Annotated in this window: 15 protein-coding genes; 9 read left to right on the forward strand and 6 right to left on the reverse strand. The window is 44.2% G+C overall.

Annotation, left to right across the window (positions count from 1 at the left end; translation table 11 throughout):
• Window positions 1-153: 153 nt before the first annotated feature.
• The 3 genes from HGD77_RS12290 (at window position 154) to HGD77_RS12300 (ending at window position 4,088) form a co-directional block, all read left to right on the forward strand.
• Window positions 154-1,524 carry a uracil-xanthine permease family protein gene (locus tag HGD77_RS12290; RefSeq protein ID WP_004281715.1) on the forward strand — a complete coding sequence of 457 codons (1,371 nt, stop codon included), beginning with the start codon at window positions 154-156 and terminating at the stop codon, window positions 1,522-1,524.
• 66 nt (window positions 1,525-1,590) lie between these two features.
• The gene (locus tag HGD77_RS12295) at window positions 1,591-2,625 is read left to right on the forward strand and encodes a methyltransferase (protein ID WP_005266021.1); all 1,035 of its coding nucleotides are present in this window, start codon (window positions 1,591-1,593) and stop codon (window positions 2,623-2,625) included.
• Complete coding sequence (locus tag HGD77_RS12300; protein ID WP_121980021.1) at window positions 2,625-4,088, forward strand: amino acid permease; 1,464 nt, start codon at window positions 2,625-2,627, stop codon at window positions 4,086-4,088. Before HGD77_RS12295 ends, HGD77_RS12300 begins: the two co-directional genes overlap by 1 nt.
• A gap of 52 nt (window positions 4,089-4,140) precedes the next feature.
• On the opposite strand, the gene HGD77_RS12305 is transcribed toward HGD77_RS12300, so the two are convergent.
• On the reverse strand, window positions 4,141-4,674 hold the full coding sequence (locus tag HGD77_RS12305) for a cysteine peptidase family C39 domain-containing protein (protein WP_121980379.1): 534 nt from the start codon (window positions 4,672-4,674) through the stop codon (window positions 4,141-4,143).
• Window positions 4,675-4,777: 103 nt separating this feature from the next.
• A complete protein-coding gene (gene omp38, locus HGD77_RS12310) occupies window positions 4,778-5,833 on the reverse strand; it encodes an outer membrane protein Omp38 (RefSeq protein WP_121980378.1) in 1,056 nt (351 codons plus the stop codon).
• A 375-nt stretch (window positions 5,834-6,208) separates the two neighbouring features.
• Here omp38 and HGD77_RS12315 point away from each other — a divergent pair, with 375 nt between their 5' ends.
• Window positions 6,209-6,730 carry a GspH/FimT family pseudopilin gene (locus HGD77_RS12315; protein WP_121980377.1) on the forward strand — a complete coding sequence of 174 codons (522 nt, stop codon included), beginning with the start codon at window positions 6,209-6,211 and terminating at the stop codon, window positions 6,728-6,730.
• A 111-nt stretch (window positions 6,731-6,841) separates the two neighbouring features.
• On the forward strand, window positions 6,842-8,017 hold the full coding sequence (locus HGD77_RS12320) for a thiolase family protein (RefSeq protein WP_121980376.1): 1,176 nt from the start codon (window positions 6,842-6,844) through the stop codon (window positions 8,015-8,017).
• Between the two features lie 50 nt (window positions 8,018-8,067).
• Here the strand turns inward: HGD77_RS12320 and HGD77_RS12325 are convergent, their stop codons facing one another.
• A complete protein-coding gene (locus HGD77_RS12325; protein ID WP_004730312.1) occupies window positions 8,068-9,300 on the reverse strand; it encodes a transposase in 1,233 nt (410 codons plus the stop codon).
• Window positions 9,301-9,555: 255 nt separating this feature from the next.
• Between HGD77_RS12325 and HGD77_RS12330 the strand changes: the two genes are divergently transcribed.
• On the forward strand, window positions 9,556-10,005 hold the full coding sequence (locus tag HGD77_RS12330; protein WP_004281708.1) for a VOC family protein: 450 nt from the start codon (window positions 9,556-9,558) through the stop codon (window positions 10,003-10,005).
• A gap of 65 nt (window positions 10,006-10,070) precedes the next feature.
• Here the strand turns inward: HGD77_RS12330 and HGD77_RS12335 are convergent, their stop codons facing one another.
• The 3 genes from HGD77_RS12335 to HGD77_RS12345 form a co-directional block, all read right to left on the reverse strand.
• Window positions 10,071-10,556 carry a DUF934 domain-containing protein gene (locus tag HGD77_RS12335; protein ID WP_005106136.1) on the reverse strand — a complete coding sequence of 162 codons (486 nt, stop codon included), beginning with the start codon at window positions 10,554-10,556 and terminating at the stop codon, window positions 10,071-10,073.
• The gene (locus HGD77_RS12340; protein ID WP_005106135.1) at window positions 10,549-12,192 is read right to left on the reverse strand and encodes a nitrite/sulfite reductase; all 1,644 of its coding nucleotides are present in this window, start codon (window positions 12,190-12,192) and stop codon (window positions 10,549-10,551) included. Before HGD77_RS12340 ends, HGD77_RS12335 begins: the two co-directional genes overlap by 8 nt.
• Before the next feature lie 254 nt (window positions 12,193-12,446).
• A complete protein-coding gene (locus tag HGD77_RS12345; RefSeq protein WP_121979995.1) occupies window positions 12,447-13,568 on the reverse strand; it encodes a CaiB/BaiF CoA transferase family protein in 1,122 nt (373 codons plus the stop codon).
• Between the two features lie 212 nt (window positions 13,569-13,780).
• Here HGD77_RS12345 and HGD77_RS12350 point away from each other — a divergent pair, with 212 nt between their 5' ends.
• From HGD77_RS12350 to HGD77_RS12360, 3 genes are all read left to right on the forward strand, one after another.
• A complete protein-coding gene (locus HGD77_RS12350) occupies window positions 13,781-14,791 on the forward strand; it encodes an AraC family transcriptional regulator (RefSeq protein ID WP_005106131.1) in 1,011 nt (336 codons plus the stop codon).
• Window positions 14,792-14,989: 198 nt separating this feature from the next.
• Complete coding sequence (locus tag HGD77_RS12355; protein ID WP_168730859.1) at window positions 14,990-16,195, forward strand: acetyl-CoA C-acetyltransferase; 1,206 nt, start codon at window positions 14,990-14,992, stop codon at window positions 16,193-16,195.
• Window positions 16,196-16,206: 11 nt separating this feature from the next.
• A complete protein-coding gene (locus tag HGD77_RS12360; RefSeq protein ID WP_168730860.1) occupies window positions 16,207-18,342 on the forward strand; it encodes a 3-hydroxyacyl-CoA dehydrogenase NAD-binding domain-containing protein in 2,136 nt (711 codons plus the stop codon).
• Window positions 18,343-18,444 lie beyond the last annotated feature (102 nt).

Here is an 18,444-nt window from a genome sequence, read left to right on the forward strand (position 1 = left end):
TTTGAGGGCAAATTATACAGAAAAATACAAAACTTTTATAGTCACTGTAACCACACTCCTCAACTTTTTTTGCTCCGTTGGGGATTTTTTGATTTTGTAAAGACGTGTAACTCGATTAGAATAGCGCCACCCAGCCTTAATTTGCATTGACACATGTCTGATTTTAATCAATCTCCTCCTTCTAAAGATCAACTCGACCTGGTATATGGTCTGGAAGATCGACCAAAACCACTGATTGCTTTTTTAGCTGCATTCCAGCACTTACTGGCAATTATTGTCCCGATTGTGACCCCTGGTCTGCTGATTTGTTTGGCGCTTGGTGTTTCCAAAGAAGACACCAACATGATTTTATCCATGTCCTTGGTGATCTCGGGCATCGCGACTTTTTTACAGTCTAAAAAAGTCGGACCTTTTGGTGCCGGTCTGCTGATTGTCCAAGGAACCAGCTTTAACTTCATCGGTCCAATTATTGGTATTGGTTCAGCTATGGTGGCTGCAGGCACACCTGTAGAAGCAGTCATGGCTTCTATTTTTGGTGTGGTGATTGCAGGTGCATTTATTGAAATGGGCGTGTCACAAATTCTGCCTTGGATCAAAAAACTGATTACCCCTTTGGTCACCGGTATTGTGGTTCTGCTGATTGGTTTAACCTTAATTAAAGAAGGTTTAATCAGCATGGGCGGTGGTTATCAGGCCATGAGCGATAAAACTTTTGCCAATGCCGACAACCTGATCATGTCTTGTACCGTCCTGGCGTTGATTATTATCCTGAACCGGATCCGGATTACCTGGGTAAAAAGCTCTGCCATTTTAATCGCCCTGATCTGTGGTTATGTTCTGGCAGGCTTTATGGGCCATCTGGATTTCTCTGGTCTGAAAGATGCACCACTGGTACAGATTCCAACCCCAATGCATTTCGGTTTAAGCTTCTCCTGGAGTCTGTTTATTCCGATGGCATTCATCTATCTGGTGACCTCTTTAGAAGCGATTGGTGATATCACTGCGACTTCAAAGCTTTCCAACCAGCCAGTTGATGGTCCAAAATGGATGCAGCGCATTAAAGGCGGTGTACTGGTAAATGGCGCGAATTCATTCCTTGCCGGTATTTTTAACACCTTCCCGAGTTCCGTATTTGCACAAAATAATGGCGTAATCCAGTTAACGGGCGTAGCAAGTCGTTATGTCGGTATCTGGATTGCTGCTTTGCTGGTTATTCTTGGTTTGCTGCCTGCAGTTGCTGGTATTATTCAGGCCGTTCCGCAAGCGGTACTGGGTGGTGCAGTGATGGTGATGTTTGGTGCAGTCGCAGCATCTGGTATTAACATTCTGTCTGGTGTCCATCTGGACCGTCGTGCCCTGCTGATTATTGCGATTTCACTGGCGCTGGGTTTAGGTGTTGCACAAGTTCCACAAATTCTTGAGCATCTTCCTGAGTTATTCCGTAATATCTTTAGCTCAGGCGTTGCTACTGGTGGTATCGCGGCCCTTATTCTTAATGTTGTACTTCCTGAAACAAAGAAGTAATTTCATGTCCAAAGAACACTGTCTAGGTCAGGCTTAGGCAGTGTTCTTTATATTGGAGAGATACCTATGGATCCTAAAAGCGAAGTTTTATTAAGACAATATGATTTTTTGTCGGGTCGCATCCTACTGATTAATGCACCAACAGATGATCTGCTCGCTGAATTCGATGCCTCTATCAATCCCGCTGTCTGGACATGGAATTTTAACGATTTTCAATATTTCCAGTCACAACAAGCAGATGTGCATTTTGGTGCAGAGATGCCTGAAGCTGAGTTTGATCAGGCGGTTATTTTTGTACCCAAGTCTAAAGAACTGTTGAATTATTTACTGCACACCGTGGCAGCGCAGCTTAAACCGGGCAGCAGTATTTTTCTGGTCGGTGAAAAGAAAGGCGGGATAGAACGCGCAGCCAAACAGTTGCAGCCTTTTGGTAAAACACTCAAACTTGACAGCGCACGTCATTGCCAACTTTGGCAATTGGTTCTAGAGCATACGGTCGAGAAAAAAGCACTTGCAGACTGGGCACAGCGCTATACCGTATCGACACCAAATGGCGACCTGAATATTTGTGCACTTCCAGGCGTATTTAGTCAAAACCGTTTGGATGTGGGAACTGCCACACTATTACCTTATTTGTCACAAGTCACCTCAGGTAAAATCGCTGACTTTGGTTGTGGTGCGGGTGTGATTAGCGCGTATCTGGCAAAGTTGAATCCGAAAAACCGGATTTTTGCCATGGATGTTGATGCCTTTGCACTGGCTTCTACACAAATGACCTTTGAAGAAAATCAGCTTACTCCTGAACAAATTGAAATCAAAGCGGTTACAGGCATTGAGGATGCACCCTTGTTCCTGCATGCGATTGTCAGTAATCCGCCTTTTCATCTGGGAATCGAGACCGATTACACGGCCAGCGAAACCTTATGTAAAACCTCGCGTCGTCATTTAAAATCGGGCGGTGAGCTTTGGATTGTGGCCAACCGTTTCTTGAACTACCCGACCCTGATTGAACAAAACTTTGGTCGCTGCACAGTAAAAGCAGATCAACAAGGCTTTAAAGTGCTCTTCGCCAGCACTCAAAAAAATGTTAAGGAATCATGATGAGCGAAACGCAAAACACGATGCAGCTGCAGCGTAAGCTGGGTGCTCGTCATCTGAATATGATCGCCATTGGTGGATCAATTGGTACAGGTCTATTCCTGGCCTCAGGTGCGACTATTGCCAACGCTGGACCAGGCGGTGCACTACTTGCCTATGTACTGATTGGGATCATGATTTATTTCCTGATGACCAGCTTGGGTGAACTTGCCACGCACAATCCGACCTCAGGTGCATTTTTCACTTACGGCACCAAATATGTCGAAGGTGGTTTTGGTTTCGCTTTAGGTTGGAATTACTGGTACAACTGGGCCATTACCGTGGCTTTTGAGCTGGTTGCCGTTCAGTTCATTATGAAATTCTGGTTTCCCGATATTCCGGGCGTGTACTGGAGCGCCATTTTCCTGGCCATTATTTTCGGGATTAATGCCCTGACAGTAAAAGGCTTTGGCGAATCCGAATTTTTCTTTTCTCTGGTGAAAGTTCTCGCGATCATTGCCTTTATCATCATCGGAATCTGGATGATCGTGAAGATCATGCTCACCCCGGGTGCGGAAGCATTTGCCAACTGGAGCATTGGTGATGCACCCTTTGTCGGTGGTTTCCAGGCATTAATTGGCGTGGCCATGATTGCCGGATTCTCTTTCCAGGGTACCGAAATGGTCGGTGTTGCGGCAGGTGAATCAAAAGATCCAAAGAAAACTATTCCGGTGGCCATCAAACAGATTTTCTGGCGTATCCTTCTGTTTTATATTGTATGTATTTTCATTATCGGCACCTTGATTGCCTATAATGACCCACGTTTATTACAGGCCGCTGCAACAGATAATATTGCGCTTTCGCCATTCACCTTATTGTATGAAAAAGCCGGTTTTGCCTTTGCCGCCAGTATCATGAATGCGGTGATCTTGACCGCTATTCTATCTGCGGGTAATTCGGGCATGTATTCATCTACCCGTATGCTGTTTGATATGGCGCGTAAAGGTAGTGCACCTAAAATGTTTGCGCGTCTGGACCCGCGTGGTGTGCCGATGAATGCACTCTATGCCACTACGGCGATCGCAGCTCTATGCTTCCTGACTACTTTCTTTGGTGAACAGGAAGTCTTTAACTGGCTGCTAAACATGTCAGGGATGTGTGGCTTTATTGTCTGGCTCGGGATTGCCATTTCCCATTACCGTTTCCGTAAAGGTTATCTGGCACAAGGATATAAACTCGAAGATCTGGCTTATCGCGCTAAATTCTTTCCTTTCGCCCCTTGGTTTGCATTTATTCTGTGTGCGATTGTTGTTCTCGGACAGAACTATCAGGATGTTTTGGCCGGTCAATGGATGGGTGTGTTATCGACCTATATCAGTATTCCGCTATTCCTAGCGATTTGGTTCGGCTACAAATGGAAGAAAAAAACCAAACTGGTCTCTTATCAAGAGATGGATGTGCAGCCGATGAAACTTGATCAGGAATAAAAAATTATTCATTAAAAAAATCAGCTTACGGGCTGATTTTTTATTTCTTGAATTAACTATGACGCATCACGAAATTGCGATCATCAATCACAATCACTTGCTGGCAAATTCCGTCTACCCGACGTTGCTGCTCAAATATCTCTTTAGGCATAGACTCAAAACTATCAAAGAAGCTAATTTCATTTTCATCAATTTCATATATCAGGGAATGATTCCCTACTCCCTCTAAGGTGTCATAGAACACAATCACAAAACGGCCTGCTTCTACATTTTCCTGAATTTCTGCATAAGACAATGGCTGTTCTATAACAGGAATATTTAAGCGATGTGCTTGTTGATAGAAATCGACTTCAATTGGCTGTTTATCTGCATCATATTCAGTACAAAAATTGACATCCAAACCCAATGTCTTTAAAGCAACTGCAAGTGCGATGCTTGAGCTTCCCATTTCAGGGTCATGTTGACAGAGCTGAGTTAAATCAGGAATATTCAAATCAATGCCATAATGATGAAAAATCATCCATATTGCAAAAATTCCGCTATTGGCTTCCAGATTTTGCAAATCTTCAGGAATTTCGACACTCATATTTTTACTCAACGACATCTTAACAGGCTAAGTGTAGTCAAAATACAGACACAAAAAAAGCAGCTCCGAAGAGCTGCCTTTTTAATGAGTGTTCAATAATGAATTATTGAGCAACTGGTTGTTCAGCTAAAACAGTACGGCTACCAGTAATCGTCGCGAATACACGACGGTTCATAGCACGACCTTCTTTAGTGTTGTTGTCAGCAATCGGTTGATCCCAAGCAAAACCTTGAGTAGACAAACGAGATGCATCTACGTTGTATTCATTCACAAGTGAAGATTTAACAGAGTTAGCACGCGCTAGAGATAGACGTTCGTTCAATGCACGTGGACCAGTGTTGTCAGTGTGACCTTCGATGCGAGCAGTAGCGTTTGGATATTCAACTAGCTTCTCAGCAACTTTCGCGATTTCTGGTTTGTATTGATCTTTGATGTTTGATTTGTTTGTATCAAAGAACACACGAAGTTCCATGTTCAGGTCTTCAGTCAACTCTTGTGGAGCTGGTGCAACCGGAGTTACAGGCTCAACTGGAGCAACTTCTACTACTGGAGCAGCTGGTTTCAAACGGCCACCTAGAACTACGTTAAGACCAGCAAGTGCTGTATAGTTCCAGAATTTTTCGTCAAAGTGGTAAGTACCACGAGCTTCTGTACGTAGTGCCAATGCATCGTTGATATGCCAGAACGCACCAATACCTGCATTACCTAAAGTACCTTCTTCTTCATTACCACGAGTACCGCGATCTACACCTTCAAATTCGTATTTGTAGTGACCCGCACCCAAAAGCATATATGGCTTTACTTTGCTGTCATAGTTACCAGTGAATACATCAGAAGTTGCATAGAAGTTACCTGCAATATTCTGACCTTTGTATTCTGCACCAGGAGCTGCATAATCTACATCGCCTTTAACCTGGCTATATTCAGCTTCAAAACCTAACCATGGAGTTAATTCAACACCAATCGCAGCACCAACGAATAAATCGTCTTGCATTTCACCTTGATTAGAAACTAATAACTCACCATCGTTACCGCCATTATTGTGCTGAGTGTCTTGGAATGTATAACCTAACATCAACGGAGTAACAGTTACGCCTGCATTTGCAGCAGCAAAAGGTGCAGCTACAAGCATAGCTAAAGCAATACGACTCATTTTCATGGATTTATCCTCCAGAGATAACAATTGTTGTTCAAGCTCAAGCCCGTAATAGGCCATCCTGAGATAGGCTTTTTATTACCCCAGTTTTATTCTTAAGCTATTCACATGGCATCATACAAACACTTTATTATTTTTCCAAGTGCTTGATTAATTTAATCAAGTAAATTATTGACAAAATTACTTACAATTTCCGTTGTAATTCAGTAATTTTTTACTCAATTTTTTATTCTGAATGACCTATTGTGATTGCCAATTATTTTTTAATAGCTTTCTTGAATTTTGAGTAACAGCTAAATTACACGCTCAACAAAGCATAAAAAACGCATAATTAATAACATGTTTCCTATAAAAATAATATATAAATCAGGTAACTCTATGTATAGAAAAATAACAAGAGCGTTCACTATTGTTGAATTAATTATTTGTGTTGCAGTGCTTGCAATTTTGACCAGTATTGCCCTGCCTTACTTTCATAAATATCAGTCCAGACAGGAAGCCAAACAGATTCCTATCAAATTATCTGCGGTTAACCGTTATGCACGTAGTCAGGCTGCCGTGTTTCACCAGAATATTGTGATCTGTCCCAGTCAGGATTCACTCAGCTGTCACCCCAATCAATGGAATAAAAATATACTGGTCTTTATTGATAAAAATAAAAACAGGCAAGTGGATACAGGCGAACAAATTTTACAAATTGATGTACTTAACCTCAAATACGGTAACCTGAGTTGGCGAGGAGCTTTAAGTTTACCGAGTGTCACTTATCAAGCGCACACTGCCCTGCCGATTGGTTCAAATGGTAGTTTTTATTATTGTTCTACCCATCTTTCTAATCAACAGCGTATTGTACTCAGCAAAATGGGGCATATCCGGATTGAAAGTCTCTCGTCTTGCTAACAGAACTATCCAGTTTATGCTTCGCTGCGATTAACGCTTCAATCCTGAGTTTTTTTCAATATACTGCTTAAGTTTGAAAAAATTGATTAAAACTCATACGGAGAGAGAACAATGACTGACATCCTAATTGTCAATGGTGCACGTACAGCCATGGGTGGCTTTCAGGGGAGTCTTGCCAGTGTAACTGCGCCAGAACTCGGTGCGGTCACCATTAAAGAAGCAATTGCCCGTGCGGGTCTGCAACCAGAAGATATTGAAGAAGTCATTATGGGTTGTGTCCTTCCGGCAGGTTTAAAGCAGGGCCCTGCACGTCAAGCCATGCGTCAAGCTGGTCTTCCAGATTCTACTGGCGCTGTAACCATTAATAAATTATGTGGTTCAGGCATGAAAGCCGTCATGCAAGCTGCAGATATGATTAAAGCCGGTTCTGCAAATATCGTGGTTGCAGGTGGCATGGAATCCATGACCAATGCTCCTTATGTATTGCCAAAAGCACGTGGCGGTTTCCGTATGGGTCACGGTGAAATCAAGGACCATATGTTTCTGGATGGCTTGGAAGATGCTGAAACAGGTCGCTTGATGGGCTCATTTGCCCAAGATATGGCAAATACCAAAGGTTATACCCGCGAGCAGATGGATGATTTTGCGATTCGCTCATTAAAGCGTGCGCAAACTGCGGTCAATGAAGGCTACTTTGCTGATGAAATCGTGCCTGTAACAGTTAAAACCCGTAAAGGTGATGTAGTCGTTGATAAAGACGAACAGCCGTTCAATGCCAACATCGATAAAATTCCAACTTTGCGTCCTGCTTTCGCTAAAGACGGTACGATTACGGCGGCTAATGCCAGCTCGATTTCAGATGGTGCATCAGCTTTAGTAATTACCTCGGCTGACAATGCAGCAGCAAAAGGGTTGAATCCTTTGGCTAAAATTGTTGCCTATGCATCGAATTCGCAACATCCATCTGAATTTACCATTGCTCCAGTCGGTGCAATCCAGAAAGTGCTAGATAAAACTGGATGGGCCGCTTCTGATGTCGACCTTTGGGAAATCAATGAAGCCTTTGCCATGGTGACCATGTGCCCAATGGATGAGTTCAAGCTGGATCCTGAAAAAGTCAACATTAACGGTGGTGCATGTGCACTCGGTCATCCTGTGGGTTCAACCGGTTCACGTATTATCCTGACTTTGATTCATGCACTAAAACGTACCGGTGGAAAAAAAGGGATTGCAGCCCTGTGTATTGGTGGTGGTGAAGCGACAGCTGTGGCGATTGAATTACTTTAACCTATTCTCTCACCCCATCCCTCGCCCATAGGGCATAGGTATCTACACATCTATGAGATACCTAATGCCATTGTGGCTATCTCATTGAGTTCATCTATTGAATATTCCGAGAGCAGTTGAAGAGTGTTCAGTAAAATCGAAAGCCCTGCCAATAAGGCAGGTGCACTTTCCAACCTACCTCTTTTCTGCTGCCGACCTGAAAGACGGGTGAGAAATACACGAATTTTCTGATGGTGTTCATCTTCAGAACGCTGGATTCGCCAAGTTAAAACACAAGCCATACAGCTAATCAGTAACCGCCTTAAAATGGCTTCAGGTCTGGTCTGAAGCCATGCTTCAATATCATGACCTGCCTGCTTGAGCAGCTTGAAATAGCATTCAATTGTCCAGCGCCAGTAATACCAGGTCGTCATCTCTACCGTAGTAATCTCTGATGGAACATTGCTGATTAGTGACCATCTTGCGACGGTCTTATCCTGATCATCTTTCACTACGGCAACAATTAATCTGGCTTCAATCGCACTCCCTGGCTGGGGAGCAACCCGTTGGCCTGAATCGTCATTTCTCTTCGGTTTTGCTGCACGTGTTATCCGGATAGCAGTTTCTCCCACATGCAACATATGCCGGTTTCCTTTATAGGCAATCGGCTGGACCTGCTGCGTTTCTACTCGTTCTGCGGCTTCTGCAACTTTGCATGTTTTGCCCTGATGCTCAATTCGATGGCCTTCTTTCGCCCGAATCAGCCATTTAAAACCCTGGCTGCTCATTTCCCTTAGGTGGGCAATGGAGTCACCTTCACGATCAATGATATGAACACATGTTTTCTCAATGGGATATTGTTCAATCACTTTGATTTGTTCGGTAAGTGAATCTAGATGAGATTTGCGCCCAGCAGAGTGTTGACTGAATGTGGAATAGCAGCCTGAGGCATCTGATAGTGTCTGCGCCAGTGGCGCAATAGGTAGTCCCGAGGCTGCATCAACCAGCAGACTGCTTTGCAATTCATAGCCTGAATCATATTGATGGGTTCTTTGCAGGCGCTGAATTTTATGATGGTGTTTCACATACTGTAGCTGAGACCAGTCATGAACAATCAATGCATATTGATGCGGTGATGCCTTGATCTGTTCACATGCAAGATGTTCAATTGGCTGGTTTAACTGACTAAAAGAGATTTTGTCATTATTCAGGAATCGCCAGACCGCTTGTGTGGTTGCGAAACTCGACTTTTGGGCAGAAGCCAGGTCTTTGATTGCCGGAGCAAGTGAAGCAAGAGGGTTCATATTGAGCTTTACAAGGCTGTTATAGCGCTTGACAAGACGCTGATCCAGGCCAGAGATGTTAAATTGAAGAGCATGCTCTTCAATTTAACGCAAAGTTCAGGAATTGTGTAGATACCTATGCCCATAGGGAGAGGGAGTTAAAAATCCTCCTGATCTGGAGGATTTTTTTCGCTTACATTTTGATAAAGCTTGCTCGCGCAAAATACCACAAAGTGGCGTAAATTAAAGCAAGCAAAATAAAAAGGGAGTTCTCCCATGCAACTGAATCATTACCTCAATTTCCAAGGTCAGGCTGAAGCAGCCTTTAACTTTTATAAATCAGTTTTTGGAGGCGAATTTTCAAGTCTGAGTCGTTATGGTGAAATGCCAACTGAAGAAGGTGTCACACTGTCGGAAGTGGATAAAAATAAAATCTTGCATATCTCACTTCCCATTAACGAATTTACAGAACTGATGGCATCCGATACGAATGATCAATTTTGCGCGCAAACCAATACCGTGTTTACGCAAGGTAATAACCACTATATTTCCATTAACTTAGACGCTAGCGAACAAGCTGAAGCACAACGACTCTTTGATGCTTTATCGGTGAATGGTCAAATTGAGATGCCGCTAGAAAGAACCTTTTGGGGCGCACTTTATGCCGCCTTTAGCGATCAGTTTGGAATCCACTGGATGATCAACTGTCAACTTGAAGAAAATTAAAGGTTTTTATCAAGACATAAAAAAGCCGGAATCAATCCGGCTTTTTGACAGTAACTTAATTTAAATTATGCACCTGTTTGATAATGTGCCTGTGCAACCGCAGTCGATGCCTGATACGGATTTCTGAAATCATTCAAACCAGCAGCAGCTTCCTGAATATCCTTACCTTCTTTAATCACAAAAGTATCGAAACCAGAACGCTTCATGTAATTCAGTACATCTTTGAATACATCTCCAGTAGCACGCAATTCGCCCTGGAAACCCTGACGGCGAAGAAGTGCTGCAAATGAATAACCACGGCCATCATTAAAACCTGCAAACTCAATAAAGATTGCATCGAGCTGATCGAGCGGAAAATCATTGGTTTCAGGCGAAGCATCTACAGTTAAGTACAATGCTTTTTTGCCTGTCACATTGGTAATTTGATCTAACTGTTCAACAGTTAATACCACATCACCCTGAGGCAAAACACCATCTTCACCCATCAATTGATAGGTATTGTCTGCAATCGTGCCATCTTTAGAGAGTACTTGAAGTGCGGTATTAAGCATATGCACGCTCCTTAAATGGTTGAATGCCGACACGGCGATAAGTATCGATAAACTCTTCACCTTCCTGACGCAGGTCAAGATAAGTATTCAAAATTTCTTCTACGATATCTGGTACGACCTCGGCTGCAAATGATGGGCCAAGAATGTCACCAATCGACGCATCATGATCCGCATTTCCACCAAGCGTAATCTGGTAGAACTCAGCGCCTTTTTTGTCTACACCTAAAATACCGATGTTACCAACGTGGTGGTGACCACAGGCATTCATACAGCCTGAAATATTCAGATCCAGTTTACCTAGGTTATAAATCGTATCCAGATCATCAAAACGGCGTGAAATTGCTTCAGAAATCGGAATCGATTTCGCATTCGCCAATGAACAGAAATCACCGCCCGGGCAGCAAATAATGTCGGTCAAGAAACCGATATGCGCACGTGCCAGGTTATTTTGGTCAAGGGTTTGCCATACAGCGAACAAATCTTTTTGTGGTACATCGACCAGGGAAATGTTTTGTTCATGCGTGGTACGCAGCTCACCGAAAGTGTACTGATCGGCAAGATCTGCAATCAGGTTCATTTCTTCTGTGCTGACATCACCCGGTGCAATCCCGGCACGTTTCAGTGAAATCGTCACGATACGATAACCTTTCACTTTATGTGCATTGGTATTGATGTTGAACCACTGTTTGAATTTTGGATATTGTGCAAATAGTTCAGTGAAATCTTCATCTGCATAATCTTGGTAGTCAAATGGCGTGAAGTTCTCATCCATTTTCGCCAAGGTGTCTGCATCGATTTTCAGTGTTTTAATCGTATGCGCAAATTCAGCTTCAACTTTCTCGGCAAATACTGCTGGTGTTAAAGCTTTTACCAGAATCTTGATACGTGCTTTATATTTGTTGTCGCGACGGCCATGCAAGTTATACACACGAAGGACTGCTTCCAGATAAGCAATCAGGTCTTCACGCGGCAAGAACTCACGGATAAAGCTACCAATCACTGGCGTACGGCCGAGACCACCACCGACTTTGATTTTATAGCCCATTTCGCCTGCTTCATTACGCACAATATACACACCGATATCGTGGAATGCAGTGGCTGCACGGTCAGTTTCTTCAAGCGCAGAGACTGCAATCTTGAATTTACGTGGCAAGAAAGCAAATTCCGGATGGAAGGTTGACCATTGACGGATCAATTCACAAGTCGGACGTGGATCGGCAATTTCACCTGCAACCACACCGGCATACTGATCCGTCGTGGTATTACGGATACAGTTACCTGAAGTCTGAATCGCATGCATTTGCACAGTGGCCAGTTCAGCCAGCATATCCGGCACATTTTCCAGCGCAGGCCAGTTAAACTGGATGTTTTGACGGGTCGAAATATGCGCGTAGCCACGGTCATATTCTTTTGCCAAATCAGCCACTTTACGAAGTTGTTTTGAGTTCATCAAACCATAAGGCACGGCAATACGTAACATTGGCGCATAACGCTGTACGTACAGACCATTTTGCAGACGAAGCGGACGATACTCATCTTCAGTGAGTTTACCGGCTAAATAACGTTCCGTTTGGTCACGGAACTGTGCAACACGTTCATTAATCAGTTGCTGATCGAAATCAGTATATAAATACATGGCGTACAGCTAGTAGTTTCTATTATATCGCCGGCAAGGATAGCGAGATTGAACCTATCAATAAAATGCTTTTTATACATATTTCATAGCGGTTTTATTGATAAGCCTGTCAAAGTTTCACGGATCTCAGTATTTACAGCACTGGATTAAATTTAAAGTAATAATGATGAAAATCTTCAATTATTATTACTTATTTTCATATAGGAAAAATTTCCTCTCATTTCATTAATAATCTAATTAACACGTTAAGAATATTACCAATTTTGACTTTCTCCCAATTGCTGTCCTACAAACTCATAGCGTATCGTAGAACGTGAAAATTTAATCGGACAAGCCAATTGTGCTTCGGTCTGCTGACTATTGGATTTGAGTGGCACTTGTACGACCCATGCCCGCTGCTGGGCCAGATCAGAATGTAACGCTTCTTCAAGTTTGAGCACCGGTTCAACACAGACATCCAACGCGGCAAACAGCGTTTGCCATTCAGATAAAGACTTAGTCTTGATTTTATTCTGAATCGCCTGCTTCACTGCAGCATGATCTTCAGCGGCATAAGAAGCGCCTTTTTCCAGAAGAATCGGCAGCTCTAAAGCCTGAGCCAATCCCTGCATAAATTGTGGTTCCAGACTGCCAATCGACAGATAACGCTCATCCTGAGTTTCATAATAGTCGTAAAAAGTCCCGCCATTCAGATACCCCGATTCTGGCCGTTGATGCTGATTACCGGCCAGACTGGCAGAAGCCGCCAGATTATTCATCGTCACCACACAGTCGGTCATGGAAATATCAATATATTGCCCTTTGCCACTTTGCTGGCGTTCAATCACTGCGGCCAGAATCGCAATCACGGCATGCATGGAACCACCCGCAACATCAGCGACCTGAATTCCCAAGGCAGGTGGGCCATTTTCAATCCGACCACTGTGTCCAGCAATTCCAGATAAAGCCAGGTAATTAATGTCGTGCCCTGCCTTATCTTTATATGTGCCAGTTTGGCCATAACCTGTAATGGAACAGTAAATCAGTTTCGGATTAATTTCGCTTAAGGTTTGATAATCTAGCCCTAGACGTTGCATCACCCCGGGACGGAATTGCTCAATCACAATGTCATAATCTGCAATCTTGGATTTAACCAGTTCAATATTCGCAGGATCTTTCAAATCCAAAGCAACCGATTGCTTGTTTCGGTTCAGATAACTCTGTGAAGTGGCCTGTCCATTGGCAAAGGGTGGCATTAATCGCAACAGGTCCGGTCGGGTTGGTGATTCAATATGCACAACTTCTGCACCTAAATCAGCAAGATATAATGTAGCAAACGGGCCGGGTAAAAGTGTAGAAAAATCGAGGATTTTCAATCCTTTTAATGCATATGACATTGGAGTATTTGCTCTACTTATATTGCTTTTTTCAGCATCATAGGCACATGAATGAACAAAAACAATGTCATGTTCAGCCATTTACCTTGATAGTTTCGGCAATCTAATATGTAAGAAAATGGCAAGGTGTTCTTATAAATTGCCATTGCTTTATTATTTTTCGTCATTTAGGTCAATTATTAGTGAACATTAAAGAGACTGAAGGATTAAACATGAGTCGCGATACGATCAGTATCCATTTCGTCAATGCAGCCTTATCTGGCGTTAAGCGTCTGGGCATGGATGTCGATACTTTATTGTCTCACGTCGGGATTGAAGCAGAACTGCTGCATCAGCCCAAAGCGCGTATTTCGCCTGAACAATATACCCGCTTTATTAAAATGCTGTGGATGGTGACCCAGGACGAGCATGTCGGCTTTGACAAACAGCAACGCCGGTTGGGTACTTTTGCGATCATGTGCCAGCTCATCATTCATGCCAAAACCCTCGGTGATGCACTAGAACTTTCTTCCCAGTTCTACAAACTCTTTGGTGATGAATGGTCGGTGACCCTGGAGCGTGACAAACACGAAGCTCGTCTTGTTCCACTCATTCCAAATGCAATGGATCCGGATCATTTTATTACTGAAAGCATGTTGATGATCTGGCATGGCTTGGCGTCTTGGCTCATTGAACGTCGCCTGCCACTGGAACGCGTGCATTTTAGCTATCCACGTCCAGCCCATGCCGATGAATATGATGCCCTGTTCTTTGCGCCGGTAATGCAGTTCGATATGCCACGTACCGAAATTACTTTTGCTGCGGACTATCTGGACCTGCCAATTCGTCAGAATGAAGAAACCTTAGAAGAGTTTTTGAAAGCTGCGCCGGCACAATTGCTAGTGAAATTCAAAAACACCAACTCGCTGACTTCACGGATTCGTGATGTGCTGAAGAGCCAGATTGGGGAAGAAATGCCGACATTAAACGATGTCGCGTCGATGTTATATCTATCACCACAAACCTTGCGCCGCCGTCTGGCAGCCGAAGGCAAAAGCTATCAAGGCGTAAAAGATGCCTTACGCCGTGATGCTGCAATTCACTTATTACTTAATCCGGATCTAACCCTTGAAGATGTTGCACAACAAGTCGGTTTCAGTGAAACTAGTACTTTCCACCGCGCCTTCAAGAAATGGACCGGTGTAACCCCGGGTCTGTATCGTCAATTGCATGGCTATCATTAATCAAATGATGTTGCGAAATAACATTTAAAAATTAAAACCAGTTCTCTCCGCCTAAGCAAAAGCTTAGGCTTTTTTATAGCTAAAATTGGCTAAATCGCTCAAATGATCTGGCCCGTTCTCGTCATTGCACTTCAAAAATTAAGGATTACACTCGAATCATTAGAATAATTTTCATTAAATCAATAAAAGGAACATGCTATGAGCGAGGCATATATTATTGACGCCATTCGTACGCCACGCGGAAAAGGCAAAAAAGATGGATCTTTACATCAAGTAAAACCCATTTCATTACTGACTGGTTTACTCAATGAACTGAAAGACCGTCACGGACTGGACACCTCAAAAGTCGATGATATTGTGCTGGGTTGTGTCACCCCGATTGGTGATCAGGGGGCCGATATTGCCAAGACCGCTGCCATTGCTGCGGGTTGGGACAATGATGTCGCTGGCGTGCAAATCAACCGTTTCTGCGCTTCCGGACTCGAAGCTGTCAATCTGGCCGCACAAAAAGTCCGTTCTGGCTGGGAAGATCTGGTCGTTGCAGGCGGCGTCGAATCCATGTCCCGCGTAGCGATGGGTTCTGATGGCGGCCCTTGGGCGCTTGACCCTGAGACCAATATGGCCTGTGACTTTATTCCGCAAGGTATCGGTGCAGATTTAATTGCCACGATTGACGGTTATAGCCGTGCAGATGTAGATCAGTTTGCCGAACAATCACAAAAGAAAGCAGCGGCTGCTCAAGCCAATGGTTATTTCAACGCTTCTGTTATCCCGGTAAAAGACAGAGCCGGTGTAGTGATTCTGGACAAAGATGAATTCATCAAACCGACAACAACAGCAGAAGGCCTGAGCAAACTCAATCCAAGTTTCGCCACTATGGGGCAAATGGGCTTTGATGCAATTGCCCTGCAAAAATATCCTGAAGTCGGTGCTGTTAATCATGTGCATCATGCCGGGAATTCTTCAGGCATTGTCGATGGTGCAGCGGTGGTTTTGATCGCATCGGAACAAGCAGTAAAAGAACAAGGTCTGAAGCCACGTGCCAAAGTGCTGGCCACTGCACTGGTCGGTGCAGATCCAACCATTATGCTGACTGGCCCTGCCCCGGCTGCTCGTAAGGCCTTGGCTAAGGCGGGTTTAACCATTGATGATATTGACCTGTTTGAAGTTAATGAAGCCTTTGCTGCAGTGGTGATGCGCTTTATCAATGAGATGAAGGTTGATTCTGCTAAGGTGAATGTCAACGGCGGTGCAATTGCCATGGGACATCCACTCGGTGCGACTGGAGCCATGATTTTAGGCACTTTGCTGGATGAGCTGGAACGCCAGGGGAAAAAACGTGGATTAGCCACACTTTGCGTGGGTGGTGGTATGGGCATCGCAACCATTATTGAACTGGTATAAGGAGAAAAATAATGAGCGCAATTCAATATCAAAAAAATGAAGATAATATTGTTATTTTAACGTTTGATTCTCCAAACCAGTCTGCCAATACCATGAATGCCGACTTTCGCACGGCACTGGATGAAGTCGTTACCCAGTTACAAGCAGATAAAGATATTGCCGGGATTATTTTCCGTTCAGCGAAAAAAACTTTCTTTGCTGGCGGCGATCTGGATGAACTGATTCAAGCCACTCCTGAACATGCAACTGAATTCTTCAATATGATTGAAGAGATGAAAGCCAAACTACGCTATATCGAAACTCGCGGTATTCCTGTCGTTGCTGCACTGAATGGTACGGCGCTTGGCGGTGGCTGGGAAATTGCCCTGTGTGCCCATCATCGTATTGCCCTGAATGACCCTAAAAGCAAATTTGGCCTGCCTGAAGTTACACTGGGTTTATTACCAGGGGGCGGTGGGATCGTCCGTAGCGTCCGCCTGCTCGGTCTGCAAAATGCCCTTCCTTTATTGATGGAAGGCAAACAGTTTGGAGTCGATAAAGCCAGATCTTTAGGGCTGATTCATGAGGTCGCAGACAGTACCGATGAACTGTTGAAAAAGGCCATTGCCTGGATCAAAGCCAATCCAAAATCTCAGCAGCCATTCGATGTAAAAGGCTATAAAATTCCGGGTGGTAGCCCTTCGACACCAGCAGTTGCCCAGATGCTGGCAATTGCTCCGGCGATGCTGCGCGATAAAACCAAAGGCTGTTATCCTGCGCCTGAAGCGATCATGTCGGCTGCGGTAGAAGGTGCACAGGTCGATGTCGATACTGCCCTGACCATTGAATCGCGTTACTTTACTTATTTGGCGACCAGTCAAATTTCTAAAAATATGATTGGCACTTTCTGGCATGGTCTGAATGCAATCAAGTCCGGTGCCAGTCGCCCTCAAGGTATTGAAAGGTGGAAAGCCACTAAAGTCGGTATTCTAGGTGCGGGCATGATGGGTGCTGGGATTGCCTATGCGACTGCCAGCACAGGCATTCCAGTGGTCCTGAAAGATATTTCATTAGAAGCGGCTGAAAAAGGCAAAGCCTATAGCCAGAAACTGCTGGATAAAAAAGTCGCTCAAGGGCGTTTATCAGCCGAGAAACGAGATCAGTTTTTAAGCCTGATTCAAACAACTGCATCTAATGCAGATCTAGCCGGTTGCGACCTAATCATTGAAGCCGTATTTGAAAATCCCGCGCTCAAGGCTCAAGTCACGCAAGAGGTAGAGCAATATCTTGCCAGCAACGGCGTGATGGCATCGAATACCTCGACCCTGCCGATTACAGAGTTAGCCCAGGCTTCAAAAAATGATCAGAACTTCATCGGCCTGCATTTCTTCAGTCCGGTCGATAAAATGCAGCTGGTGGAAATTATCAAAGGTAAAAATACCTCGGCAGAAACGCTGGCCAAAGCTTTCGATTTCGTGCAGCAAATTGGCAAATTACCGATTGTGGTGAATGACAGCCGGGGATTCTTTACCAGCCGCGTGTTTGGTACCTTTGTGCAGGAAGGTTTACGCCTGCTGGCAGAAGGTGTACATCCGGCGCGAATTGAAATGGCTGCACTCAAAGCCGGTATGCCGGTGGGTCCGTTGGCGATTCAGGATGAAGTGTCCTTGACCCTGTCTGAACATGTGGCCAATGAAAGATACAAAGCTTTAGAAGCACAAGGTCAGACCATCACTAAATCACCCGCTGATGACGTGATTCACAGCATGATTCACGAATTTAACCGTAAAGGTAAGGCTGCAGGCGCAGGTTTTTATGATTATCCGGCCGATGCCAAAAAGCAGCTCTGGTCTGGTCTCAGCCACTGGAAAAAAGACAACGATATTTCTGAACAGGAAATAATTGACCGCTTCCTGTTTGTACAGGCATTAGATACCGTGCGCTGTCTGGAAGAAGGTGTCCTGGAATCTGTGGTCGATGCCAATGTCGGTTCTATTTTTGGTATTGGCTTTGCCGCCTGGACGGGCGGTGCTGTGCAATTCCTGAATCAGTATGGTTTAGCCAAAGCCGTGACCCGTGCCAAAGTACTTGAAAATAAATATGGCGAACGCTTCAAAGCCCCACAACTCCTCAAAGATCGCGCAGCACACGCCCAGCCGATTCAATAACTTAGGCACTTAAATAAAAGAGGAACGTGTTTCCTCTTTTTTATCTTCTGGATTTGCTTAATGCACTGGATAGACTCATCTGATGACAGATTTCGATCTGCT

It is taken from the genome of Acinetobacter sp. NEB149, assembly GCF_012516415.1.
Lineage (GTDB): Bacteria > Pseudomonadota > Gammaproteobacteria > Pseudomonadales > Moraxellaceae > Acinetobacter > Acinetobacter lwoffii_V.